Genomic DNA, 23506 nt, shown 5'->3' on the forward strand with positions numbered 1-23506 from the left:
CGTCACGGAGATGGCCGGCAGGCCAGAGGGGGGTGCCTGACGCAAGCCTCACCTCTTCACCTCCCACGTCGTCACACGCTCGCCGGTGGCGGGGTCCTTGCCGTCCTTCAACTGGATGCCCTGAGCCAGAAGTTCGTCGCGGATGCGATCGGCTTCGCTCCAGTTCTTGGCGGCGATGAAGGCGAGGCGTTCATCACGAAACTTCCGAATCCGGTCATCGCTGAAGCCCTCAACGCGGAACGTTTTTGGCGTAACCTTCAAGCCAAGAGCGGCGTAGGCTGCTCGAAAGTCTTGTCGGCCAATTGAGCGATCCTTGCGCTGCGCTGCCAGCCAATTTAGCGCCCCTGCCGAATTGAAATCGTCCAACAAGAATTCCATGAACTCCGCCGGCACCTGACCTTCGGCGCAACCGTCCATGTACTCGTGGAAGAGCGTAATCAGGCGGTCCGCTTCAGCCAATTTGTTCCGACTAAAATCGATCGGCTCGCGATAATGCGTCATCAGCATCGCCAATCGCAGCACCTCGCCCGGCCATTTCCGGCCGCCGAACTTCTCCGTGTGCAACAAGTCATGGATCGTGACGAAATTGCCCTCGCTCTTCGACATCTTGCGACCCTCGACCTGCAGGAATCCATTGTGGAGCCAGTAGTTCGCCATCACCTCCGTGCCGTGGGCGCAGCGGGATTGGGCGATTTCGTTTTCGTGGTGGGGGAAGATGAGGTCTAGGCCGCCGCCGTGGATGTCGAAGACTTCGCCGAGATAGGCGGCGGACATGGCCGAGCATTCGATGTGCCAGCCGGGGCGGCCGCGGATGGGGAGCAGTTTGCCGTCGATGGTGAAGGTTGCGTCCCAGCCGGGCTCGGCATCGCTCGAGGCCTTCCAGAGGACGAAGTCGCCGGGGTTCTTCTTGTGCGCGTCGACGGCGACGCGGGCGCCGGCGCGCTGGTCTTCGAGGATGCGCCCGGAGAGCTTGCCGTAATCCGCCATCGAGACCGTGTCGAAGAGGATTTCCCCTGCCGCCGCATAGGCATGGCCGCGGTCGATGAGAGATTGAATCAGGCCGACCATGTCGGCCTTGCCGTCCGCGCGGGGCAGGACGAACTCGGTCGCGCGCGGCTCGTGCGTCGGCTGGAGGCAGCCGAGCGCCTTGACGTCCTCGTGGAACTGCGTCGCCGTCGTTTCGGTGACCTTGCGGATCGCCTCGTTCAGCGGCAGGTCGGGAAAGTCGCGCAGGGCGCGTGCGTTGATCTTGTCGTCGACGTCGGTGATGTTGCGCACATAGGTGACGTTCGCCTCGCCATAGAGGTGGCGCAGGAGCCGGAACAGCACGTCGAAGACGATGACCGGCCTGGCATTGCCGATATGGGCGAAGTCGTAGACCGTGGGGCCGCAGACATACATCCGCACGTTTTGCGGATCGATCGGCCGGAAGACTTCCTTCGTCTTCGTCAGCGTGTTGGTCAAGCGCAGTTGCGGCGCTTCAGTCATGCGTCAACCTTCCCACGGAACTAGCCCTCCACCGGCTGGCCGGGAGGTTTTCTCGTTCACGATCGGAAGGGCGAAAACGTCCGGACCAGCAGGCTGCTAGCCGATAATGCAAATGCCGGTAATGGCGAGCTGCGTTTTCATGGCCTGCTTTATCGCGCTGCCATCAAGGCGCGTCAAGGGCGGAAATACGGCCGCCAAATGGCCGTTCGCGTGGCAAAAATGCCGCATAAAGAATGCGTTAAGCATGCCGGTACAAATTGAACTGAATTGTCCGCATCACCCATCCCTGCGGCCAAGCTTTGGTCTTATTCGATCCCCACCTCGGGCGGGTAGCCGCCGAACAACGATAAGGAGATTGAGAAATGCCCGTCCTCGCCACCAAGACCGAACGCCAACGCGCCGAATACATGTCGCTGACCCAGCATTACCGCAACATCGGCCCGGCAGCGATCCTGGCGGCTGTCCTCGCCGCACCGCGCAAGCGCACGGCGGATCAGAAATCGCAGCAGACGATGAAGAAGTCGGCCTGAGAGGCTAAAAGAGTTTGAGCTGATCCGTTTTCGGCTTCGGCTTCTTCTCGACGACAGGTTCCGGCGCGACCAGCGCCGGGTGGACAAGAGCGGGGTCGTCATTGGCGACCTTGTTGACGCGATCCGACACCGGGATCGCCTCGAACAGATCCGGCTCGGCCGGGCGCATCAAATGCGCGACGTCGCGCGGCTCGTTGCCGACGCAGTCAAGCCATTCGGCGAAATCCTGCTCGTGGATGACGACCGGCATCCGGTCGTGGATCGGCGCCAGCGTCTCGTTGGCGGATGTGGTCAGAATAGCGCCGGTATCCATTTCGCTGCCATTCGGGTCGATGAAGGTTTCCATCAGTCCGGCAAAGGCCAGCGCGCCGCCATGGCGCGGCTTCAGGAAATAGGGCTGCGACCTGCCCTTTCCGTCCCGCTTCCATTCATAGAAGCCCGATGCAGGCACCAAGGTACGCCGGTGACGTAGGGCGGCGCGGAAGGCATTCTTGTCGGCCACCGTTTCCGACCGCGCGTTGATGAGAAGCGGAAACGCCTTCACGTCCTTGACCCAGGACGGCAGCAAGCCCCAGCGCACCAGTTCGGCTCGGCGGTCCGGCAGGTTCGAGCCCGGCTCGCGGCGATAGCCGGCGGCGATCATCAGGATCGGCTGCGTCGGCGCGATGTTGTAGCGCGGCGCCAGGCCGCCCTCGATCGGCATGATCGCGAACAGGGCTTCGATCTGAGCCGCCGTCTGGGTCAATACGAAACGTCCACACATGCGTCCTATTTAGTGGAGCTGACGGACGAACGGGAGAGCCAATCCGATGAAGCGCATCGCCGCCGCCTCCGTGGCGCTCTTGCGGGACGGCCGCTTCCTGCTGGTCAGGCGCGGGCGCGGCGCGGGGCGGGGTCAATACGCGTTTCCGGGCGGGCGCTGCGAGCCGGGAGAAAGCGCCGAAGATGCGGCAAGGCGCGAACTGGCCGAGGAGACGGGGCTCGTCGCAGGTGGGTTGACGCTCCTGCGGCGGATCGAGATCGAGGGCGAGGATATGGTCTACGAACTCGACGTATTCCTCGCCCATGAGACCGCTGGCACTGTCGTCGCCGGCGACGATGCGGAAAGCCTCGGCTGGTTCACCATCGGCGAAATGGAACGGCTCGACATCACCTCATCGACGCTGGAATTCGCGCGCGAGATCGCCGCGTCACAATCCGGCCCGAACACCGATGAATAGATCGGCTGCAGAATATAGCGCATGCCGGATACCACTTTTCGGTGTGATGTTCTAAACGAAGACCTTCACCTGACGGACCGCACTGCTGCATGCCCCTTCTCTTCCGAATCCTCCTGATCGCCGGTCTGAGCGTTGCTCCGGGCGCCGGCGCACGCGCGGCGGATTCGCCCTTCGAAGCCAATCTCGTGCGGCTTTCGGAAGTTCTGGGATCGCTGCACTTCCTGCGCAATCTGTGCGGCGAGGCGAGCGACGAGTGGCTCGACCACATGGAGCGGCTGTTGGAAGCCGAGGACCCGGACGAGGTGCGCCGCGCCAAGTTCGTCGCCAACTTCAACGCCGGCTACCAGGCTTTCGAAGCCAACTATACGCGCTGCACCCCATCGGCGATCGAAGCCATTTCGCGCTACATGAAAGAAGGCGAGAAGCTTACCCGCGATACCGCCGCACGCTTCGGCAATTAGTATTCGATTAACTTTTTAATCAAAGTCTCGATGCGTGACATTTTTGCTGTGGTAGAAAGGCTTAACCAGTCCTGAACGACAAATGCCAAATGCCGATGAACGCGGCGCCAGGGGTTAGCCGATGAACTACAGCCTCAACGACATCGACGCGATCATCCGCGAGGAAAAGCGGCTGACGGCGGTCGAAAGCCATTGCGAGGCGTGGGCCGAGGGCCTGTCGGCGGGGATCGAACCGGAAATCATCGCCGAGGCGGCGCTTTCGACGGCGCTGCGCGAACTCGTCAAGACGGCCGGTGAGGATTCGGCCGTGCTGCTTCTGGAAAAGATGCGCAAGCTGGCGCTTTCGGGCGCGTTCGATGGCGACAAGAGGTTGCACTGACCATTTTGCCGCGGGCGCATCCTGCGCTGTCGTGTTAGCGTTCATACGATGATGAACGCCGCTCTCCGCCTGTCGATTCCCTGCATGTGCGCGCTTTTGTTCGCCCTGCCCGTGCACGCCTTCAGCGAGTTGCAGGAAACGCAGTTCGAAGCCCCCGAGGAACCGGAAAGCGATCCGCAAGCGCCGGCCGTCGAGCGCGGTCCGGACCTTCCCGCCCTCGAAGTGCCCCTGCCCGACCCGATCCGTCCGGGAACGCCCGGCCAGTCCGCGCCCGAGGCGACGCCGCGTATCCTCTACGATTTGATGCTGCTGCCGGAACCGGTCCGGCGCATGCGCGAGCGGATCATGGAAGCCTGCAAGGCCGGCGATGTCGAGGCGCTGCGCGCGCTGCTCTCCACCGGCGCGAATGCGACGCAGCTATCGCTCTCCGCCGTCGAGGGCGACCCGATCGACCATCTGAAGAGCCTTTCGGGCGACGAGGAGGGGCATGAAATCCTCGCTATCCTCTACGAGGTGCTCGCCGCCGGCTTCGTTCATCTCGACATCGGCACGGATGACGAGATTTATGCCTGGCCGTATTTCGTGGCGATCCCGATCGAAACCTTGACGCCGCCCCAGCGCGTCGAACTCTTCAAGCTCGTCACCGCCGGCGACTACGAGGAGATGAAGGCCTATGGCACCTACATCTTCTTTCGCGTCGGCATCTCGCCGGATGGCGAATGGGAATTCTTCGTCGGCGGCGAATAGGGCCATCGGCTTGCCCGGGCGCGCGCTTGCGCCTACCTAAGCGGCGTCACCGAAACAGATGCCGAGTCGCTCCATGCCGACCGTTCACCTCCCCTCCCGCGCTTTCGTCACCGTCGACGGGCCGGAGGCCGAGCACTTCCTGCAGAACCTCATCACGCCGGATCTCGCGGCGCTTGCGGCCGGCGAGGCGAAACCTGGCGCGCTGTTGACGCCGCAGGGCAAGATCCTGTTCGATTTCCTGATCTCACGCACCCGCGACGGGTTCCGGCTCGAATGCCGGGCGGATGTGGCCGACGATCTCGCAAAGCGGCTGACGATCTACAAATTGCGCGCCAAGGTGTCGATTGCCGTCCAGGAACAAGAACTTGTCGCCGTTTCATGGGGCGATGATTCCAGCGCTTCGCAATCCGATTCACGCGTTCGCGACCTGCGTTTCGCCGAACCGGTCTGGCGGCACCATGAAGCTGCGCTGGCCGCGACGACAGACGAGACGGCCTGGACAGCGCTCCGCGCCGAAAACGGCATTGCCGAAAGTGGCGCGGATTTCTCCCTTTCCGACGTCTTCCCGCACGATGTCCTCTACGACCAGAATGGCGGCGTCGGGCTGAAGAAGGGATGTTTCGTCGGTCAGGAGGTGGTCTCGCGCATGCAGCATCGCGGCACTGCAAGGCGCCGCGTCATGATCGCCCGAAGCGGCGATGTGCTGCCGGAGCCCGGCACCGAGATCACCGTCAATGGCCGGCCGATCGGCACGCTCGGTTCGAGCGCGGACGGCGCCGGCATCGCCATCGTGCGCATCGACCGCGTCAAGGATGCGCTGGACGCCGGTCACGACATCCTCGCGGGCGATGCCAGGCTGACGCTGATGATCCCCGCCTGGGCGCGCTACACGCTGCCCGAAACCACCGCGGCCGACTGATGCCCGACCGGCGCGGCGCCCCCGCGCGGGCCTGGCAGCGCATGCTCTCCGGCCGCAGGCTCGACCTTCTTGACCCCTCTCCGCTCGATATCGAGATCGGCGACATCGCGCACGGGCTGGCGCGCGTCGCGCGCTGGAACGGGCAGACGCATGGCGCGCATGCCTTCTCCGTCGCGCAGCATTCGCTGGTCGTGGAGAAAATCCTGCGTTCCATCGAGCCCGACCTGGAGCCGCGCTGGCACCTCGCCGCGCTGCTGCACGATGCGCCCGAATATGTGATCGGCGACATGATCTCGCCGTTCAAGCAGCAGATCGGCGACAGCTACCGGATCGTCGAGCACCGGCTGCAGGTTGCGATCCACCTGCGTTTCGGCCTGCCGCCTGCCCTCCCAGCGCCGATCAAGAAGGCGATCAAGCGCGCCGACCAGATCGCCGCCTATCACGAAGCGACCCGGCTTGCCGGGTTCGGCATGGCCGAGGCGGTGAAGTTCTTCGGCCGCCCGACCGGCGTCACGGCTGGCGAACTGGCGCTGGAGCCGCAGGCTGCATTGCTGGTGCAGAACGCGTTCGTGGCACGGTTCGTGGAGATCGAGGCGGCGCTGCGCTGATCCCGAGATATCGGCTTATGCGCCCAGATTGAACACTGCGGCCTGGACCTCTGTGACGAGCACAGAGGTGACGGTGGAGAGGGCTGAGCGAAAGCGTTTTCGTCCTGGCTTCTACATGGCGGCCGTCACGTCTGTGCTCGTCACAGAGGTGACGGCCTCGACGGTTCGACCGGGCTGTAATTCTCCGGCTACCGCCCCTGCTTCTCCAGCCGGTTCAGGAACCACTTGGTCAGCCGCACCCAGACCTCGTCCTTCTCGCCGGCATCTTCCACGCCGTGTTCCAGATTGGGGTTGTCGTTGACCTCGATGACGTAGATTTCGCCGCTCGGCATTTCCTTCAGGTCGACGCCATAAAGCCCGTCGCCGACGCAGCGCGCGGCGCGCACGGCCGTCTCGACGACATGGGCGGGTGCCTGGGCGAGCGTGAAGGCGCGGAAGCCGCCTTCGTCGGGCTTGCCGCGGCGGTCGTGATTGACGATCTGCCAGTGCTTCTTGGCCATGAGATACTGCACGGCGAAAAGCGGTTGGCCGCCGAGGACGCCGATCCGCCAGTCATAGTCGGTCGGCGAATATTTCTGCGCGATCAGAAGATCGGAATCCTCCAGCCACTTGTCGGCAAGCGTCTTCAACTCTTCAAAATTATTGGCCTTCTTTACGCCGCGCGAAAACGCGCTGTCGGGGATCTTCAGCACAAGCGGGAAGCCGAGCATGTCAGCGGCAAGCTGCAGGTCCGCGGCGCCGGCGATCATCACGGTCGGCGGCACGGGCACGTTGTGCGCTTCCATCAGTTCGTTGAGGTAGACCTTGTTGGTGCAGCGGATCATCGACAGCGGATCGTCGATGACGGGCATGCCTTCCTGCTGGGCGCGGCGCGCGAAGCGGTAGGTGTGGTTCGAGATCGTCGTCGTCTCGCGAATGAAGAGCGCGTCGTAATTCGCCAGTTTCGGCAGGTCGCGCTTGCCGATCGGCTCCACCTCGACCCCCATCTTGGCCGCGATGCGCGACCAGTATTTGAGCGAGGCGATGGAGGATGGCGGCAGTTCCTCCTTCGGATCGACCAGCGTCGCGAAGGAATAGCGCGAGGGCGTGCGTTGCTTGGTGTCGCGCCATTCGCGCGCGGTGTAGGTGTCGAGCGCTTCGAGGAAGCGGGTCTTCTCGTCCTCCTTCATCCGAGCAAGCGGCAGGAAGCCGACGCGGCCTATGGAGGCCCATTCGCCATTGTCGCGGATCGTCACTTCCAGCGCCGGCGCGCGGAACCAGTCGAAGAGCAGCCGCGCGAAGCGATCCCACGCCTTCGAGGGGCCGATGCCGAAGAAGACGCCGATCCGCGTCGGAAAGCTGCCGCCGAGTTCCTTGCGGCAGCGGTTCAGCGTCTGCTCCAGTTCGGGCAGCGATGCCTCGTAGAGCTTCTTTTCCGACAGGTCGATCATCGTCTCGACAGACGGGATGATGCGATGGCCGCGCGAACCGGCCAGGAGCGAGGCGTAGTAGCCGCGGCTCTGATAGGCGTAGGAGCCGGACAGGTTGATGATCTTCGGCCGCTGCGTGCGAAACAGCGACGGATGGGTCAGGTAGTCCCGGTTGGTGATGATCTTGTGGGGGGTTTCGAACTGGTCGAGGTCGCTCTTGCGGCCGGTCAGGATGACCCAGGTCATTTTTTTCGTCTGTCTCCGAGCACGACGGCGGCCCGCAAGGGGGGATGGCCGAACTGCGCCATTCGCATGAACATCTCATAGGGCACCGGCACGTTCGCCGCGTCGGAAGCCGTCTCGCCGTGCTCGTCCTCGACCCAGGGGTCGTGGATGAAGATGTGGTCGCCATCGTCGTCGATGGCCAGCACCCAATGCGGCACCTTCTTGCCGAACATCAGGAAGCCCGAGATCAGAACGACGACGAGCCGTCCTTGTTTCAAGGCGCGGCGAATATCGTCGAGCACGAAGGCGCGATCGTGGACAGCGACGCCGTATTCGGCAATGCGGGCGCGAAAATCGATCTGCGCCAGCAGCATCACCCGGCGCTTTTCCGCATCACGTACCGACTGAATGAAGAGCGGGCCTTCGTGCGAGACGAAGATTTCCGGCTTCAGGCCATGTTCGTGCGCGGCGACCGCCAGGCCGAACGGCTCGCAACCGCCCGGGCCCGACATCATGAAAACCGTCGTCGCCTCGCGCCACAGGCGGATTTCCTTGACCGGCTCGGGCACGTAGTCGGCGTCGAAATGCGCCATCGCCATCATCAGGCAGCACGGACCACAGGTGAAATCGGCGGTCTGCTCGTAGAACGGCACCTTGGTCGAGCGCACCTCGCCATGCAGCAGCTTTTCCATGCGGATCGCCGCGACGCCGTCCTCGTAATAGCCGTCCTCGACGCCGATGCGGCGGTAGTGGTTCTTCTCGTAGAGCGCGATGGCGCGCGGATTGTCTTCGCGCACCTCCAGCCGCAGGAGCATGCGGCCGTGCTCGTAGGCGGCGTGCTCGGCGGCGGCGAGCAGCGTGCGACCCAGACCTGTTCCCTGCATCTGTTCGTCGGCCGCGATCGAATAGAGCCGCGCGACGCCGCTGCCTTTGCGAAACAGGACCATGCAGTAGCCGACGATCGCGCCGTCCAGGATCGCGACCGTCGTCTCGGCGGTCGAGCGCTCGATCAGCTTGTGGAAGGAGCGGCGCGAAATGCGGTCATGAGTGAAGACGCGCGCCTCGAGCGCTGCCAACGCGTCCTCGTCGCCGATGCGGGCGGCGCGCAGCGTGATGCCTGAGGCGATGGGTGCGGATGCCATTGCGGCGGACTTCCTCGGGAAAGTCGGGCGCCGGCATTGTTCCTCCCAACTCCGGCCCGCCGACACCTTTCCGAGGCCGGCGAATTTTCGCTTTCGCGCCCCGATTATGGCCGAATTGGGACGTCTGTCCAGCGCCTTGCACGGCTTGGTTTTCGTGTCGGCACAGGGCTTAATGCGCTGCGACAGAGGGGATGGAATCACCGATGGACGAACTCGAAATCCGCGCCGCCGATGCGCTGACCATGAGCGAACTGGCGCTGCGCGAGGCGGGCGTGCTGATCGGCGCCTATTCGCTGTCTTTCATCGGCGCGATCGTGCTCCTCATCGTCGGATATCTTGCCGCCGGCATCTTCGAACGCTCGCTCTATGCCGGCCTCGGGCGCATCAAGGGCGTCGACGAGACGCTTCGCCGGTTCCTCTCCAAGGTGGTGCGCTACACGATCCTGATCCTCGTCGGCGTCACCGCACTGGCACAGTTCGGCGTCCAGACGACGAGCATCATCGCCGCGCTCGGCGCGGTCGGCCTCGCCATCGGCCTCGCGCTGCAGGGGACGCTGCAGAACATCGCGGCAGGCATCATGCTCCTCGTGCTGCGGCCATTCCGGGTCGGCGAGTTCATAACCACGCCGACCGTTTCCGGCACGATCGAGGAAATCGGGCTTTTCGCGACAGAACTTCGCGGCGCGGACGGGCTCTATATCTTTGCGCCCAACAGCCTGCTCTGGAACGTGCCGGTGACAAATGCCACGCGCAACCCGCTGCGACGCACCGAACTGACGCTGACCATCGCCTATGGCGACGACGTCGCGATCGCGCGCCAGACGCTGCTCGACCTTGCAGCCAGCGAAAAGCGCATCCTCGAAGAGCCGGCGCCCGAGACCTTCGTCGCGACGCTGGGCGACGCCGCCGTCGGCGTGACGCTGCATTACTGGACCGCGACCGCCGATTTCTGGAAAACCAAGATCGACATGACGCAAAAGGCCAAGGCCGCTTTCGAGGCGAAGGGTCTGACGATCCCCGTCGCCCCGCGTCTCCCGCCGCCCGCGCCATCACGATAGGCGGAGGGCGGGTGCAAATCGGCGTCCCACGACCTAGATTGGGCTCATGAACATCGTCCGACTTGCATTTGCAGGCATGCTTTTCCTGCCCGCTTTCGCCGCCTCGCCCGCGCTGGCCTGTCCCGAGCGGGTGACCGTGTCGCGCGGCGACACGCTTTCCGCGATGGCGGCCGCTTGCGGGACGAATGTCGAGGCGCTGATGCAGGCCAATCCCGGCTTGCGGCCAAACCGGCTGCAACCCGGCATGATGATCGAGGTGCCGCCTGCCGGCGCGTCGTCGCGGCAGATTCCCTATAACCGCCCGCGCGTGACGGTGGCACCACCGATCGCGCAGACGGGACCGGGAATCCAGACGCGGACCAACATCCCGCTCCGTGAATTTCGCCGCGAGCGGCCGGTCTATTTCGACCCGACGCGTCCCCCGCTGCCCGGCCAGGTGCCGCTGCCGGGACAGCCGGGCTCGCCGGGCTGGCCCTTTCCGCAAAGGTGACCGATCAGCGGAATTGAACGATCCATCGTTTCAATTCGTTTCCGTTTGAACAATCGCTCGGCTAGTCTCGATCTTCAATCGAGACGCGCGCCATGACCACGATTCCCGCCGACCGCCCCGCGACACGCTCCGTGCCGTGGCTTCTCATCATCTGCGGCTGCATCATCGCCGGCATGGCGTTCGGGCCGCGCTCGGCGATGGGGTTCTTCCAGTTGCCGATGCTGGCGGAAAAGGGCTGGGACCGGACGACGTTCGGTCTCGCCATGGCGATCCAGAATCTGCTCTGGGGCCTCGGCCAGCCGATCTTCGGCGCAATCGCCGACCGCTACGGCACGTGGCGGGTGCTGTCCTTCGGCGGCCTGCTCTATGCCGCCGGCCTTGCGATGATGGCCACCGCCGACACGCCGACCATGCTGCACATTTCCGGCGGCGTCCTCGTCGGTCTCGGCGTCGCGGCGAGCTCGTTCTCGATCGTGCTCGCTTCGTTCGGCCGCAACACGCCGCCGGAAAAGCGCTCCATCGTCTTCGGCATCGGCACGGCCGCCGGCTCGGCCGGCATGTTCATCTTCGCGCCCGTCAGCCAGGGACTGATCGACGCCTATGGCTGGTCGGACACGCTGTTGATCATGAGCGCCATGATGCTCCTGATCCCCATCCTCGCCATTCCGCTGGTCGGCAATTCGAAGACGGGCTCGGTGCCGCAGGCGCAGTTCGAGCAATCGATGGGCGAGGCGCTGCGAGAAGCTTTCGCGCACAAGAGCTACCTTCTGCTCGTCTCGGGCTTCTTCGTCTGCGGCTTCCAGGTCGCCTTCATCACCGCGCATTTCCCGGCCTATATCGGCGATCTGGGCATCGATGCGCGCTATGCCGTGCTGGCGCTCGCCTTCATCGGCTTCTTCAACATCATCGGTTCGCTCGCCGCCGGCGTCATCGGCCAAAAATATTCCAAGCCCATCTTCCTCGCGCTGATCTATATCGGCCGCTCGATCGCCATCACTGCCTTCCTGCTGCTGCCGCAGACACCGACGGCGGTCATCGTGTTCTCGATCGTGATGGGCTTGTTGTGGCTGTCGACCGTGCCGCCGACCAACGCACTCGTCGCGATCATGTTCGGCACGCGCTATCTCGGCCTTCTCGGCGGGCTCGTCTTCCTGTCGCACCAGCTCGGCTCGTTTCTCGGCGTCTGGCTCGGCGGCTATCTCTACGACATCCTCGGTTCCTACGATCCGGTATGGTGGCTGGGCGTGGGGCTCGGGCTTTTCGCAGCCATCGTCCACTGGCCGATCGCCGAGCGGCCGGTCGACCGGCCGGTATTGGCGGCTGCGGAGTAGCGATCTTTCTTCCTTCTCCCCTTGTGGGAGAAGGTGGCCTCGGCGCCAGCCGAGGTCGGATGAGGGGTTGCCTGGCGGCGCCGTCTCACCCCTCCCCTTCGGGGCACCTTCTCCCACAAGGGGAGAAGGGATGAGCGCTACCTTGCCGCCATGTTGGCGATCGGGAAGATGGCGCAGGTCTCGGTGCCGATGGCGAGCAGCTTTCCGTTTTCGTCCATCATCCGCGCTTCCGAGACGGCGAGCGTGCGGCCCTTGTTGACGACCTTGCCCTCGCAAGTCACGACGCCCGTCTTCTCGCTGATCGGGCGGAGGTAATTCACCTTCATCTCGACGGTCGAATAGCCCTCGCCTTTCGCCAGCAACGTGTGGATCGAGCAGCCGAGCGCGGAATCGAGCACCGTTGCGGCCCAGCCGCCATGGACGGAGCCGAGCGGGTTGAAATGGCGCGCACCCGGCATGCCCTTGAACACCGCCCTGCCCTCCGAAACCTCGACAAGCGCGAAGTTGATGCGGGCGGCGATCGAGGGCGCGGGATATTCGCCGTCGACCACGCGCTGCAGGAGTTCCAGGCCCGAATAATGCTCGACATCCGCATGCGGAATGGTGCCGAGGCCGCGCGGAACGACGTGGCCCGGGAAGATTTCGACTGCGGTCATGCGGCATTTTCTCCGTTATGCGGTGGGATGCTGGCGAGCGCCTTTTTCAGCGCGGCGATGAAGCCGATGCGGGCATCGGGCTCGTCCATGCCGCGCGGCTCATAGATGTGGCGGGCGAGGAAGAAGCCGGTCAACCGGAAGGCGTCGGCGATCGCGGCCTCGTCGCCCTGACGTTTCGAGCCGCGCTGCAGGAATTCGGGCAGCGCCAGGAGCTTGTCGCGCCAGGGCTCGCCCGCCGTGCGCGAAACGGCGCGGCCGCTCTTGGGCGAGACGTAGACGAGGTCCTCGCGCGCTCCCGTCGCGGCGCAGCGCTGGAGGTCAAGCCCGAAGCCGAGCTCCTCCAGAACCAGAAGCTCGAAGCGGACGACGAGTTCGGCCGCATCCTGCGGCTCGCGCAGATGGTCGAGCACCACTGCCAGCGTCTCATAGAGGCCGGCATGGGGATCGCGCTCGGGCAGGAGACGCAGATGCGCCGCCAACAATTGCAGGCCATAGATGCTGGCCGCGCTGTCCATGAACTGCGCGGCCTTGAGTTCCACCGGTTCGACCGCGAAGAAGCCCAGATGCTCGTCGAGCCGCGCGCGCCAGACGAGTTCGACCCGGTTGCCCGCCTGCAGCACCGGCTGCATCTTGCGCGAACGCCCACCGCGCACGAGGCCGAGATGGCGGCCATGGCCGCGCGTCATCACTTCGAGGATGACGCTCGTCTCGCCATGCCGGCGCGTGCCCAGGATGATGCCGTCGTCACGCCATTCCATCAGGCGAAGTTCGACGCGTCAGCGGGGAAATTCAAGTCCCATCTCGCGATAGCGCTCGGGATCGTTGATCCAGTTCTCGCGCACCTTCACGAACAGGAAGAGATGGACCTTCTGCTCCATGATCTCGGCCAGTTCTTCGCGCGCGGCCTGGCCGATGGCGCGGATGGTCTCGCCCTTCTTGCCGAGGACGATCTTCTTCTGGCTGTCGCGCTCGACATAGATGACCTGATCGATCTTGACCGATCCGTCCTTCTTTTCCTCCCAGCCCTCGGTCTCGACATGCGAGGAATAGGGCAGTTCCTGATGCAGGCGCAGGAACACCTTTTCGCGGGTGATCTCGGCGGCGAGCTGGCGCATCGGCAGGTCCGAAATCTGGTCCTCCGGATAGTACCAGGGGCCTTCCTGCGCAGCCTCGGCAAGATAGTCGAGAAGGTCGGCGCAGCCCGAGCCCGTCAGAGCCGAGATCATGAAGACGCGCTCGAACTGGACCTTCTCGGTCGCCTTGGAGGCAAGTGCCAGGAGGTCTTCGCGCTTCACCTGATCGATCTTGTTCAGGATCAGGATCTTCGGCTGGCGGACGTTTTCGAGCCGCTCGAGGATCGTTTCCGCATCACCGCGAATTCCGCGCTCGGCGTCGATCAGGAAGGCGATCGTGTCGGCATCCTTGGCCCCGCCCCAGGCGGTCGTCACCATCGCCTCGTCGAGGCGGCGGCGCGGCTTGAAGATGCCGGGCGTGTCCATGAAGACGATCTGCGAGCGCTTGTGGGTCGCGATGCCGCGCACGATGGCGCGCGTCGTCTGGACCTTGTGGGTGACGATCGAAACCTTGGAGCCGACGAGCTGGTTCAAAAGCGTCGACTTGCCCGCATTGGGCGCGCCGATGAGCGCGACGAAGCCCGAGCGCGTCGGACCCTCGGCATTGGTGGATTCGTCGGTCATCGTGTCTCGTCCTTCCAGACGCCTTCGCGCGTCAATATGGCGGTCGCCGCCGCCTGCTCGGCCTCGCGCTTGGAGCGGCCCTGCGCCTGCCCCGGCGCCAGACCTTCGATCAGCACGCTGACCGTGAAAACCGGATCATGATCCGGTCCCTCGCGCCTGTCCACGCGATAGACGGGCGATACCTTGACGCGCTGGTGCGCCCATTCCTGCAACTCGGTCTTGGCGTCGCGCCGCCCGGCCGCCTCGCCTTTGGCGCGCTTGGCCCATTTGTCGAGGATGAAGCCTTGGGCGGCGTCGAGCCCCTTTTCGAGATAGATCGCCGCAATCAGCGCCTCCATCACGTCGGAGCGCGTGTTGATCCGCTTCTTGCCGGACAGCGAACCGAATTCGGCGCCGGTGCGGATCAGCGGCGTCAGGCCGATCTCGTCGGCGAGATCGGCCAGCGTCTCGGCATTGACCAGCCCGTTGAGGCGCACCGAAAGCTCGCCTTCGGCGGCATCGGGGTGCGCTTCGAACAGCATCTGCGCGATCACGAGGCCGAGCACCCGGTCGCCGAGGAACTCCAGCCGCTCGTAATGCGCCGCCGCGCCGGCCTGCACGCTCGCATGGGTCAGCGCACGCGCCAGCCGTTCGTGGTCGCTCAAGGCGATGCCGGTGATCTTTTCGATGGCGGCCGCGAGTGCCGCGCCATCTGTCTTGTTTCCGGCCATCACTCGACCGAGTTGAGGAGGCGCGAGAAGCGCAGTTCGGTCGGCCAGCGCCAGATTTCGAGCGGGCTTGCGCCGCCCGACATGGAGAAGAAGATGATGTTGGCGCGACCGACGAGATGATCGGCCGGGACATAGCCGACCGAGAACCGGCTGTCCGTCGAATTGTCGCGATTGTCGCCCATCATGAAGTAGTGGCCTTCGGGCACCTGGAATTCGCGCGTGTTGTCGCCGATCGAGTTGGGCGAAAGGTCGAGCGTGTCATAGGAAACGCCGTTCGGCAGCGTCTCGCGCCAGACCTCGACGGGACGCGCCATCTCGGTGATGTCGGGATTGTCGAGTTCGTCCACCAGTTCGCGCGGCACCGCCTCGCCGTTCAGGAAAAGCTGACCTTCGCGCATCTGAACCGTGTCGCCGGGCATGCCGATCACGCGCTTGATGTAGTCGAGCGACGGGTCGGGCGGAAACTTGAAGACCACGACGTCGCCGCGCTCCGGCTCCGAACCCCAGATGCGGCCTTCGAAAAGCGGTGGCGAAAAGGGCAGCGAATGCTTCGAATAGCCATAGGCCCATTTGGTGACGAACAGATAATCGCCCTCGAGCAGCGTCGGGCGCATCGACCCGGACGGGATCGAGAAGGGCTGGAACAGCAGCGTGCGGATGACCAGCGCCAGAAGCAGAGCCTGCACGATGACGCTGACGGTTTCACCGAAACCGCCGGATTTCTTGTTGTTCTTGTCCGACACGCTGAGATTCTTTCCGTACTTTGCGGGCTGCGGTTCGTCTTAGCGTTTGCCGGCGTCTGCGGCAACGCCGTTGCGTCGCTTGGTCACGCCGCGGATGGATCGGCCAGCGCCTCGATGATGACGAAGGCCTGAGCGAGCGGGAAATCGTCGGTGATCGTCAGGTGGATTACGGGCTTGTGGCCTTGCGGCATCAGGGCAATCAAGCGCTGGAGCGCCCCATTGGTCAGCCGCATCGTGGGCTTGCCGCCCGGAAGATTGACGACGCCCATGTCGCGCCAGAAGACGCCGCGCGCAAGGCCGGTGCCGAGCGCCTTGGCGCAGGCCTCCTTGGCGGCGAAGCGTTTGGCATAGGAGGCCGCCCTCAATTTACGCCGGTCGGATTTTTCCTGCTCGATTTCGGTGAAGACGCGATTGATGAAGCGCTCGCCATGGCGCTCGATGGTCTTTTCGATGCGACGAATGTCGATGAGGTCGCTGCCGATGCCGACGATCATCGTGCGGGCTGCGTCAGGGCCGGATGCGCGCGCTGGCGCGCCTTGTCCGCAAGGCGCCGGCGCCGCTGTTCGCGGAACAGACCGACGGCCCAATAGGTCAGAAGATAGAGGATCAGGCCGCACAGCGTTCCGAGCATCGCCCCGCCGACCGTCATCGGTTTCAACAGCGGCTCCCAAAGGAGTGCGAAATCGAGCTCGGTCAAGACGCGCCCCAGTTGCAGTGGCACCACCTCACCCGGTTCACGTCCCTGCAGCATGTATCGGCCGAGCCCCAGCGAACACCCCCAGATGAAGGGAAAAGTGATCGGATTGCCAACCGCCGTTCCCAGCGCCGACGCGATCAGATTGCCGCGCAAAAGCCATGCAAGGCCGGCGGCGATGAGAAAGTGGAAGCCCATATAGGGCAGGAAGGATGCGAAGGCCCCGGCCGCCACGCCTGCTGCCACGGCATGCGGCGTTGCCGTCAGGCGCAGCACCCGTCTCGAAAAATAGCGGGCGGAGCGCGCGAACGAGCGCCGCGGCCAGAACATCACCCGCAACTTCTCGCCGAAATCCGCCGTCTTACGTCGTCTGAAAAGCATACCTTTGCGTCGCTCAGGCCGGGCTTCCTGCCCGGTTCCCTCATCAGGGATTCGAATGGTCCAGTCATCACGATATAGGCATGGAGACCGAGCCGCTACAATGCGCGATCATCATGTAATGTTTCGTGAACGGCCGCCGACATCGTCAGATGTTGCGACTTCCAGGCTTGATGGCCGGAATGGCGGCGAGTTCGGGCGGGAGCGCGTCGGCCGGATAGGCCGGCACCTCATATTCGGCGAGCGCGATGAGCGGCACCCCGACATCGGCCTTGCCGGCGGAACGGTCGACGATGCAGGCCGCCGCGACGATTTCGGCGCCGAGTTCGCGAAGGCAATCGACGGTCTCGCGGATCGACAGGCCCGTCGTCACGATGTCCTCGACGATGACGACGCGCGCGCCCTTTTCCATCTCGAACCGGCGCAGCTTGAAGACGCCCGCCTCGCGCTCGACCCAGACCGCGGGCACGCCGAGATGACGAGAGGTTTCATAAGCGGGAATGATGCCGCCGACGGCCGGACCGACGACATAGTCGATCTCGCCGGCCTCGGCGCGGATCTTCTCCGCGAGCGCCCTGCACAGACGCTCGGTCTTGTCGGCATGCATGAACACGCGGGCCTTTTGCAGGAAGACCGGGCTGCGCAGGCCTGAGGTCAGGATGAAATGCCCCTCCAGGATAGCGCCCGCCTCGCGGAAAATCGCCAATACGTCTTCAGTCTGCATCTGCCGTCTTTTCCTATCCGTTCACGCGGCGCACTTCCGAAACGCTCGCATTTTCCTTCAGTTGCGACATCAGCCGGTTCAGATGCTTCAGGTCCCAGACCTCGAGATCGAACACCATCTCGGTGAAATCCGGCGCGGTGCGCAGCATGGACAGCGTATGGATGTTGGCGTCGTTCGATGCAATCACCTGCGAGATATTCGCAAGCGATCCGGGCTCGTTCAGAGCCGTCACCGAGACGCGCGCGGGGAAGCGCTCCTTGGTGTCCTCGTCGATGTCCCAGCGCACGTCGATCCACCGTTCCGGCTGGTCGTCGAAGGCGGTGAGCGACGGCGACTGGATCGGGTAGATCGTGATACCCGAGCCCGGATGCATGATACCGACGATGCGGTCGCCCGGAACGGCGCCTTCCGGGGCGAACTTGACCGGCAGGTCGCCGCGCACGCCGCGGATCGGCAGTGCACCGGCACTCTCGCGCCGGCCGGGTTTTTCCGGCTCGTTCGAGCGCGGCATCTGGAACAGCATGCCGGCCGCATTGCGCAGGTTGAACCAACCCTCTTCGCGCTGACGCGGCGGCTGCACCGCCCTCTCCTCCTTGTGGTCGGGATAGACAGCACGCACGACGTCCGGCGACGACAATTCGCCGCGCCCGACGGCGGCCAGCACGTCCTCGACATCCTTGCGCGCCAAGCGGTGCAGGACGGGCTTCAGCAGTTCCTTGGAGAATTTCTTGCCCGAGCGCTCGAAGGCGCGTTCGAGGATGCGCGTGCCGAGGCCGGAATATTGCTTGCGGATGGCATTCTTGGTCGCGCGGCGGATGGCCGAGCGCGCCTTGCCGGTGACGACGACGGATTCCCATGCGGCGGGCGGCACCTGCGCCTTCGAGCGGATGATCTCGACCTCGTCGCCATTCTTCAATTCGGTCATCAGCGGCATGATGCGGCCGTTGATCTTGGCGCCGACGCAGGTATCGCCGACATCTGTATGGACGGCGTAGGCGAAGTCGATCGGCGTCGCGCCGCGCGGCAGCGCGATCAGCCGGCCCTTCGGCGTGAAGCAGAAGACCTGGTCCTGAAACAGTTCGAGTTTGGTATTCTCGAGAAATTCCTCCGGATTGTCACCTTCCGAAAGCTGCTCGATCGTGTGGCGCAGCCAAGCATAGGCGTTGGTGTCCTTGGACAACTTCAGACCGCCATTGCCCGATACCGTCGCACCATCCTTGTAGAGCGTGTGGGCGGCGACGCCGTATTCGGCGACGTCATCCATCGGCCGCGTGCGGATCTGCAGTTCCACGCGCTGGCGCGACGGGCCCACGATCGTCGTATGGATGGATCGGTAGTCGTTCTGCTTCGGCGTCGAGATGTAATCCTTGAACCGGCCCGGCACCATCGACCAGGTCGTGTGGATCGCGAAGAGCGCGCGGTAGCAGTCCTCTTCATTGTCGACGATGACGCGAAAGCCGAAAATGTCCGACAATTGCTCGAAAGACAGCGCCTTGGTCTCCATCTTGCGAAAGACCGACCACGGCTTTTTCTGCCGGCTCTTCACCGTCGCCTTGATGTCGTACTTCTCGAACAGCACCGAAAGCGACTTCTCGATCTCGCCGATGACGTCCTTCGAGCGCTCGTAGATGTCGGCGAGACGCTCGGTGACCGCGCGGTGGGCTTCCGGGTTCATGGTACGGAAGGCCAGTTCCTCCAGCTCCTCGCGCATGTCCTGCATGCCCATGCGCCCGGCCAGAGGCGCATAGATGTCCATCGTCTCCTCGGCGATGCGGATGCGCTTGTGCTCGGGCATGTGGTCGAGCGTGCGCATGTTGTGCAGCCGGTCGGCCAGCTTGACCAGCAAGACGCGCACGTCCTCGGCAATGGCGAGAAGCAGCTTGCGCAGGTTTTCAGCCTGCTCGGCCTTCTTGGAGACGAGATCGAGCTTCTTGAGCTTGGTCAAGCCCTCGACGAGCTTGCCCATCTCCGGGCCGAACAGCGTGTCGATCTCCTGGCGCGTGGCCGAGGTGTCCTCGATCGTATCGTGGAGCAGCGCGACGGCGATCGTCGCCTCGTCGACATGCATGTCGGTGAGGATCGCGGCCACTTCGAGCGGATGGGAGAAATACGGGTCGCCGGATGCGCGCTTCTGGTGACCATGCTTCTGCATGGCATAGACATACGCCTTGTTCAAAAGCGCTTCGTTCACGTCGGGCTTGTAGCGCTGGACGCGCTCGACAAGCTCGTATTGCCGCATCATGTGGAACCGGACCCTTCAGACGAAATATGCCGCGCCATCATAGCGGCGCGGCATATAATTTAGATAGTCATCAATAGGCCGCGGCGGAAGATTGCCGTGCCGCGACGATCAGAAATCGTCGCTCTTTTCCGGCGCGACAAGGCCTTCGATGCCGGCCAGGAGATCGTCTTCCGACATGCGGTCGAAGGTGACGTTCTCTTCGCTCTCGTCGGTCGCGATGATCGTCTCGTCGCCAGTCTCCGTCGACAGCGCGGGAGCCTCGACTTCCGGCTCGTCGACTTCGACGTGCTTTTGCAGCGAATGGATCAGGTCTTCCTTCAGATCTTCCGGTGAGAGCGTCTCGTCGGCGATCTCGCGAAGGGCGACGACCGGGTTCTTGTCATTGTCGCGGTCGATCGTGATCGCGGCGCCCTGCGAGATCTGGCGGGCACGGTGGCCGGCGAGCAGAACGAGCTCGAACCGGTTGTCGACCTTGTCGATGCAATCCTCAACGGTGACGCGGGCCATGGGAACGCCCCTTTCATGTCTTCAGGTGTCGGGAGATTGCGTGCTCCATAGCGAAAACTTCGCCTCTTGACAAGCATTGCGAGACGCTGCGTCCACACAATCAAAAATGCTTGAGCCCAGCCGCTGCGATGTTGGCACGCGGCGCCATTGCCCGTATGTCTGTCTTATATTCAGTTTCGCTTGAATTCGATTTTCGCCCTTGGGCGCCAGTCATTTCGACAGGCCGGCCATTTCGACAGGAACAATTGCCATGTTCGATCCGCGCGAAAAGATCGCCCTCTTCATCGACGGCGCCAATCTCTACGCCACGTCCCGCGCACTCGGTTTCGACGTCGACTACCGCAAGCTGCTCACGCATTTCCAGAAGCACGGCTATCTCGTGCGCGCCTACTACTACACCGCGCTGATCGAGGATCAGGAATATTCCTCGATCCGGCCGCTGATCGACTGGCTCGACTATAATGGCTACAAGGTCGTCACCAAGCCCGCGCGGGAGTTCACCGACGCGATGGGCCGGCGCAAGATCAAGGGCAATATGGATATCGAGCTGACGGTCGACGCGCTCGAACTCGCCTCGACGATCGACCACTACGTCATCTTTTCCGGCGACGGCGATTTTCGCAGCCTCGTCGATGCGCTCCAGCGCAAGGGCCGCAAGGTCTCTGTGATCTCGACCATGGCCTCGCAGCCGCCAATGATCTCGGACGATCTGCGCCGGCAGGCCGATCATTTCATCGACCTGAATTCGCTCAAGGCCGAGATCGGACGCGAGGGCGCAGAGCGCATCGCCCGCCGTCCCGCGCCGGAACCCGTCGACGAAGACGAGTTCGAATGAGCCGCATCGTTTCCGTCGGACCGGCCGAACCGTCACCCGACTGTCCGTTGTGCCCGCGCCTGCACGACTTCATCGCGGCGTGGCGCGCGCGCGAGCCGCACTGGTTCAACGCGCCGGTGCCGACCTGGCTGCCGACGGCAGGCGATGGCAGCGTTCGGCTGCTCATCGTCGGGCTCGCGCCCGGCCTGCGCGGGGCCAACCGGACCGGCCGCCCCTTCACCGGGGACTATGCCGGCGACCTTCTCTACTCGACGCTGAAACGGTTCGGCTTCGCCACAGGCGAGTTCGAAGCCCGCCCCGACGACAGTCTGCAACTCATCGAGACGGCCGTCACTAACGCCGTGCGCTGCGTGCCGCCGGAGAACAAGCCGGTGGGCGCAGAGATCAACACCTGTCGTAAATTTCTCGTGCCGACGATCGGCCGGTTCGAGAATTTGAAGGCAATCGTGACGCTTGGCTCGATCTCGCACCAGTCCGTCGTGCGCGCGCTCGGCGGCCGGGTTGCGGAGCACAAATTCGGCCATCAGGCGCAGACCGAAATCGGCGGCATCCGCGTATTCTCGAGCTATCACTGCTCGCGGTACAACACGAATACGGGACGGCTGACGGAAGAGATGTTCGTCGATGTTTTCAGGGATGTGCGGGGGTTTTTGGATTCGGCAGTAGGGGAGTAGGGGAGTAGGGGAGTAGGGGAGTAGGGGAGTGAAGAGCATCAGCGGACTTCGACAATGGGAAGAAAAGTTCTTCCCCTACTCCCCTAATCCCGTACTCCCCTACTCCCCTCCTTCTACCCGTGGTTCTTCAAAAGCCGCGCCTTTTCCCGACCCCAGTCGCGTTGCTTTTCCGTCTCGCGCTTGTCGTGCAGCTTCTTGCCGCGCGCCAAGCCGAAGAGCAGCTTCGCGCGGCCCTTTTCGTTGAAGTAAATCTTCAGCGGGACCATCGTCATGCCTTCGCGCTCGACGCCCTGTTTCAGGCGGGCCATCTCCTTCTTCTTCAGGAGAAGCTTTCGACGGCGGCGGGGCTCGTGGTTGAAACGGTTGCCTTGCGTGTATTCGGGAATGTACGAATTGATCAGCCAGATTTCGCCGCCCTCCGCCGAAGCGTAGGATTCGCCGATATTCGCCTGGCCTTCGCGCAGCGACTTTACCTCCGTGCCCGTCAGCGACAGGCCGGCCTCGTAGGTGTCGGTCACCTCGAAGGAGAAGCGTGCCTTGCGGTTTTCCGCGACCAGCTTGGAATTGTTGTCCTTATCCTTGCTCATGTCATCGCAACGCGAAAAGCCGGCATCAGTTCATCAGCCCGGCATGAACCATCGCGGCGTCGATCGCCTTCGCCGTCGACTCCTCGATCGTGACGAGCGGCATCCGAACGACGTTCTGCGCTTTCCCAAGGCGCGACAGCGCATATTTCGCGCCGGTCACGCCCGCCTCGATGAAAATTGCCTTGTGGAGTGGCATCAGCCGGTCCTGCAATTCGATCGCGCGCTCGCGGTCGCCGGCGAGCGAGGCGCGCTGGAATTCGGCGCAGAGACGCGGCGCGATGTTGGAGGTGACCGAAATCGCCCCCTGCCCGCCATGTGCGTTGAAGCCGAGCGCCGATGCGTCCTCGCCGGAAAGCTGGATGAAGTCGGGCCCGCAGGTGATGCGCTGTTCGGAGACGCGCTCGATCTTCGCTGTCGCATCCTTGACGCCGACGATGTTCGAAAAGTCTTTGGCAAGCCGTCCCATCGTCTCGGGCGTCATGTCGATCACCGAGCGCGGGGGGATGTTGTAGATGATGACGGGCAGCTTCACAGCCTTCGCCACTTCGGCGAAATGCGCGTAGAGCCCGCGCTGGTTGGGCTTGTTGTAATAGGGCGTGACGACGAGAACCGCGTCCGCGCCGGTCTTTTCGGCGAACTTCGCCAGTTCGACGGCTTCCGTGGTCGAATTCGAGCCCGCGCCGGCAATGACCGGGACGCGACCTGCGGCCACCTCGACGCAGATCTCGACGACGCGGCGGTGTTCTTCATGGCTCAGCGTCGGCGATTCACCCGTCGTCCCGACCGGCACCAGGCCGTTCGTGCCTTCGCCGATCTGCCATTCCACGAGTTCGCGGAAGGCTTTCTCATCCAGGGCGCCGTCCTTGGTGAACGGGGTCACGAGCGCGGTCATCGAACCTGTGAACATGATCTCAAAGCTCCTGGATAGGCACTTGGCAAGCGGAAAACGGCTATTCTGCCCGCCTTCTAGACGATCGGCGGCGGATGCACCATAGTCTTGGCGTTGGGACGAAGCGGAATTCAACGCGCGCCGGCCATGAGCGCGGCGCATT

At 63.8% G+C, this 23506-nt stretch carries 28 protein-coding genes; 12 read left to right on the forward strand and 16 right to left on the reverse strand.

Going from position 1 to position 23506, the window contains the following annotated elements; all coding sequences use genetic code 11:
- Positions 1-48 precede the first annotated feature (48 nt).
- Positions 49-1488 (reverse strand): cysteine--tRNA ligase, encoded by a 1440-nt coding sequence (gene cysS, locus ALII_RS0105000; RefSeq protein WP_024586228.1) that lies wholly within the window; start codon positions 1486-1488, stop codon positions 49-51.
- A 362-nt stretch (positions 1489-1850) separates the two neighbouring features.
- Here cysS and ALII_RS22280 point away from each other — a divergent pair, with 362 nt between their 5' ends.
- Positions 1851-2018 carry a transcriptional regulator gene (locus ALII_RS22280; RefSeq protein WP_152529542.1) on the forward strand — a complete coding sequence of 56 codons (168 nt, stop codon included), beginning with the start codon at positions 1851-1853 and terminating at the stop codon, positions 2016-2018.
- A gap of 4 nt (positions 2019-2022) precedes the next feature.
- On the opposite strand, the gene ALII_RS0105015 is transcribed toward ALII_RS22280, so the two are convergent.
- A complete protein-coding gene (locus tag ALII_RS0105015) occupies positions 2023-2781 on the reverse strand; it encodes an SOS response-associated peptidase (protein ID WP_024586229.1) in 759 nt (252 codons plus the stop codon).
- A gap of 46 nt (positions 2782-2827) precedes the next feature.
- Between ALII_RS0105015 and ALII_RS0105020 the strand changes: the two genes are divergently transcribed.
- The 6 genes from ALII_RS0105020 (at position 2828) to ALII_RS0105045 (ending at position 6352) form a co-directional block, all read left to right on the forward strand.
- The gene (locus ALII_RS0105020; RefSeq protein WP_024586230.1) at positions 2828-3238 is read left to right on the forward strand and encodes an NUDIX domain-containing protein; all 411 of its coding nucleotides are present in this window, start codon (positions 2828-2830) and stop codon (positions 3236-3238) included.
- Between the two features lie 89 nt (positions 3239-3327).
- Entirely contained in the window at positions 3328-3699 is a 372-nt protein-coding gene (locus ALII_RS0105025) for a TIGR02301 family protein (RefSeq protein ID WP_024586231.1), read from the forward strand.
- A 121-nt stretch (positions 3700-3820) separates the two neighbouring features.
- Positions 3821-4078 (forward strand): hypothetical protein, encoded by a 258-nt coding sequence (locus ALII_RS0105030; protein WP_024586232.1) that lies wholly within the window; start codon positions 3821-3823, stop codon positions 4076-4078.
- Between the two features lie 84 nt (positions 4079-4162).
- Positions 4163-4825, forward strand: coding sequence for a hypothetical protein (locus ALII_RS0105035; RefSeq protein WP_244437314.1), 663 nt, complete (start codon positions 4163-4165; stop codon positions 4823-4825).
- A 73-nt stretch (positions 4826-4898) separates the two neighbouring features.
- Complete coding sequence (locus ALII_RS0105040; RefSeq protein ID WP_024586234.1) at positions 4899-5744, forward strand: folate-binding protein YgfZ; 846 nt, start codon at positions 4899-4901, stop codon at positions 5742-5744.
- Positions 5744-6352 carry an HD family hydrolase gene (locus ALII_RS0105045; RefSeq protein WP_024586235.1) on the forward strand — a complete coding sequence of 203 codons (609 nt, stop codon included), beginning with the start codon at positions 5744-5746 and terminating at the stop codon, positions 6350-6352. The genes ALII_RS0105040 and ALII_RS0105045 overlap by 1 nt, the downstream gene beginning before the upstream one ends.
- A 188-nt stretch (positions 6353-6540) precedes the next feature.
- Here ALII_RS0105045 and ALII_RS0105050 read toward each other — a convergent pair whose 3' ends face one another.
- Together ALII_RS0105050 and ALII_RS0105055 are read right to left on the reverse strand one after the other, a co-directional pair.
- On the reverse strand, positions 6541-8007 hold the full coding sequence (locus ALII_RS0105050; RefSeq protein WP_024586236.1) for a RimK family protein: 1467 nt from the start codon (positions 8005-8007) through the stop codon (positions 6541-6543).
- Positions 8004-9128 (reverse strand): peptidase C39 family protein, encoded by a 1125-nt coding sequence (locus tag ALII_RS0105055; RefSeq protein ID WP_024586237.1) that lies wholly within the window; start codon positions 9126-9128, stop codon positions 8004-8006. Before ALII_RS0105055 ends, ALII_RS0105050 begins: the two co-directional genes overlap by 4 nt.
- A 242-nt stretch (positions 9129-9370) precedes the next feature.
- Here ALII_RS0105055 and ALII_RS0105060 point away from each other — a divergent pair, with 242 nt between their 5' ends.
- From ALII_RS0105060 to ALII_RS0105070, 3 genes are all read left to right on the forward strand, one after another.
- Entirely contained in the window at positions 9371-10186 is an 816-nt protein-coding gene (locus ALII_RS0105060) for a mechanosensitive ion channel domain-containing protein (protein ID WP_029660214.1), read from the forward strand.
- 46 nt (positions 10187-10232) lie between these two features.
- Positions 10233-10676: a LysM peptidoglycan-binding domain-containing protein gene (locus ALII_RS21550; protein ID WP_029660215.1), complete on the forward strand. Its 444-nt coding sequence runs from the start codon at positions 10233-10235 to the stop codon at positions 10674-10676.
- Between the two features lie 92 nt (positions 10677-10768).
- The gene (locus ALII_RS0105070; RefSeq protein WP_024586239.1) at positions 10769-12007 is read left to right on the forward strand and encodes an MFS transporter; all 1239 of its coding nucleotides are present in this window, start codon (positions 10769-10771) and stop codon (positions 12005-12007) included.
- A gap of 137 nt (positions 12008-12144) precedes the next feature.
- On the opposite strand, the gene ALII_RS0105075 is transcribed toward ALII_RS0105070, so the two are convergent.
- From ALII_RS0105075 to rpoZ, 10 genes are all read right to left on the reverse strand, one after another.
- Entirely contained in the window at positions 12145-12663 is a 519-nt protein-coding gene (locus ALII_RS0105075; RefSeq protein ID WP_024586240.1) for a PaaI family thioesterase, read from the reverse strand.
- The gene (gene recO, locus ALII_RS0105080) at positions 12660-13421 is read right to left on the reverse strand and encodes a DNA repair protein RecO (protein ID WP_024586241.1); all 762 of its coding nucleotides are present in this window, start codon (positions 13419-13421) and stop codon (positions 12660-12662) included. The genes ALII_RS0105075 and recO overlap by 4 nt, the downstream gene beginning before the upstream one ends.
- 18 nt (positions 13422-13439) lie before the next feature.
- Entirely contained in the window at positions 13440-14360 is a 921-nt protein-coding gene (gene era, locus ALII_RS0105085; protein ID WP_024586242.1) for a GTPase Era, read from the reverse strand.
- On the reverse strand, positions 14357-15073 hold the full coding sequence (gene rnc, locus ALII_RS0105090) for a ribonuclease III (RefSeq protein ID WP_024586243.1): 717 nt from the start codon (positions 15071-15073) through the stop codon (positions 14357-14359). The genes era and rnc overlap by 4 nt, the downstream gene beginning before the upstream one ends.
- Complete coding sequence (lepB, locus tag ALII_RS0105095) at positions 15070-15813, reverse strand: signal peptidase I (protein ID WP_024586244.1); 744 nt, start codon at positions 15811-15813, stop codon at positions 15070-15072. Before lepB ends, rnc begins: the two co-directional genes overlap by 4 nt.
- Before the next feature lie 83 nt (positions 15814-15896).
- Entirely contained in the window at positions 15897-16307 is a 411-nt protein-coding gene (gene acpS / locus ALII_RS0105100; protein ID WP_024586245.1) for a holo-ACP synthase, read from the reverse strand.
- On the reverse strand, positions 16304-16888 hold the full coding sequence (locus ALII_RS0105105; protein ID WP_024586246.1) for a DUF2062 domain-containing protein: 585 nt from the start codon (positions 16886-16888) through the stop codon (positions 16304-16306). The genes acpS and ALII_RS0105105 overlap by 4 nt, the downstream gene beginning before the upstream one ends.
- 145 nt (positions 16889-17033) lie before the next feature.
- Positions 17034-17609 (reverse strand): orotate phosphoribosyltransferase, encoded by a 576-nt coding sequence (gene pyrE, locus ALII_RS0105110; RefSeq protein WP_024586247.1) that lies wholly within the window; start codon positions 17607-17609, stop codon positions 17034-17036.
- Between the two features lie 13 nt (positions 17610-17622).
- Positions 17623-19851, reverse strand: a complete 2229-nt coding sequence (locus tag ALII_RS0105115) for a bifunctional (p)ppGpp synthetase/guanosine-3',5'-bis(diphosphate) 3'-pyrophosphohydrolase (RefSeq protein WP_024586248.1) — start codon at positions 19849-19851, stop codon at positions 17623-17625.
- Positions 19852-19959: 108 nt separating this feature from the next.
- Positions 19960-20358, reverse strand: coding sequence for a DNA-directed RNA polymerase subunit omega (rpoZ, locus tag ALII_RS0105120; protein ID WP_024586249.1), 399 nt, complete (start codon positions 20356-20358; stop codon positions 19960-19962).
- Positions 20359-20608: 250 nt separating this feature from the next.
- Between rpoZ and ALII_RS0105125 the strand changes: the two genes are divergently transcribed.
- Both ALII_RS0105125 and ALII_RS0105130 read left to right on the forward strand, forming a co-directional pair.
- Complete coding sequence (locus ALII_RS0105125; protein ID WP_024586250.1) at positions 20609-21193, forward strand: NYN domain-containing protein; 585 nt, start codon at positions 20609-20611, stop codon at positions 21191-21193.
- The gene (locus ALII_RS0105130; RefSeq protein ID WP_029660216.1) at positions 21190-21867 is read left to right on the forward strand and encodes a uracil-DNA glycosylase; all 678 of its coding nucleotides are present in this window, start codon (positions 21190-21192) and stop codon (positions 21865-21867) included. The genes ALII_RS0105125 and ALII_RS0105130 overlap by 4 nt, the downstream gene beginning before the upstream one ends.
- 113 nt (positions 21868-21980) lie before the next feature.
- On the opposite strand, the gene smpB is transcribed toward ALII_RS0105130, so the two are convergent.
- Together smpB and dapA are read right to left on the reverse strand one after the other, a co-directional pair.
- A complete protein-coding gene (smpB, locus tag ALII_RS0105135; protein ID WP_024586252.1) occupies positions 21981-22454 on the reverse strand; it encodes an SsrA-binding protein SmpB in 474 nt (157 codons plus the stop codon).
- Positions 22455-22479: 25 nt separating this feature from the next.
- On the reverse strand, positions 22480-23361 hold the full coding sequence (gene dapA, locus ALII_RS0105140) for a 4-hydroxy-tetrahydrodipicolinate synthase (RefSeq protein ID WP_024586253.1): 882 nt from the start codon (positions 23359-23361) through the stop codon (positions 22480-22482).
- Positions 23362-23506 lie beyond the last annotated feature (145 nt).

The organism is Aliihoeflea sp. 2WW, from assembly GCF_000497755.1.
In the GTDB taxonomy this organism is placed as follows: domain Bacteria; phylum Pseudomonadota; class Alphaproteobacteria; order Rhizobiales; family Rhizobiaceae; genus Aliihoeflea.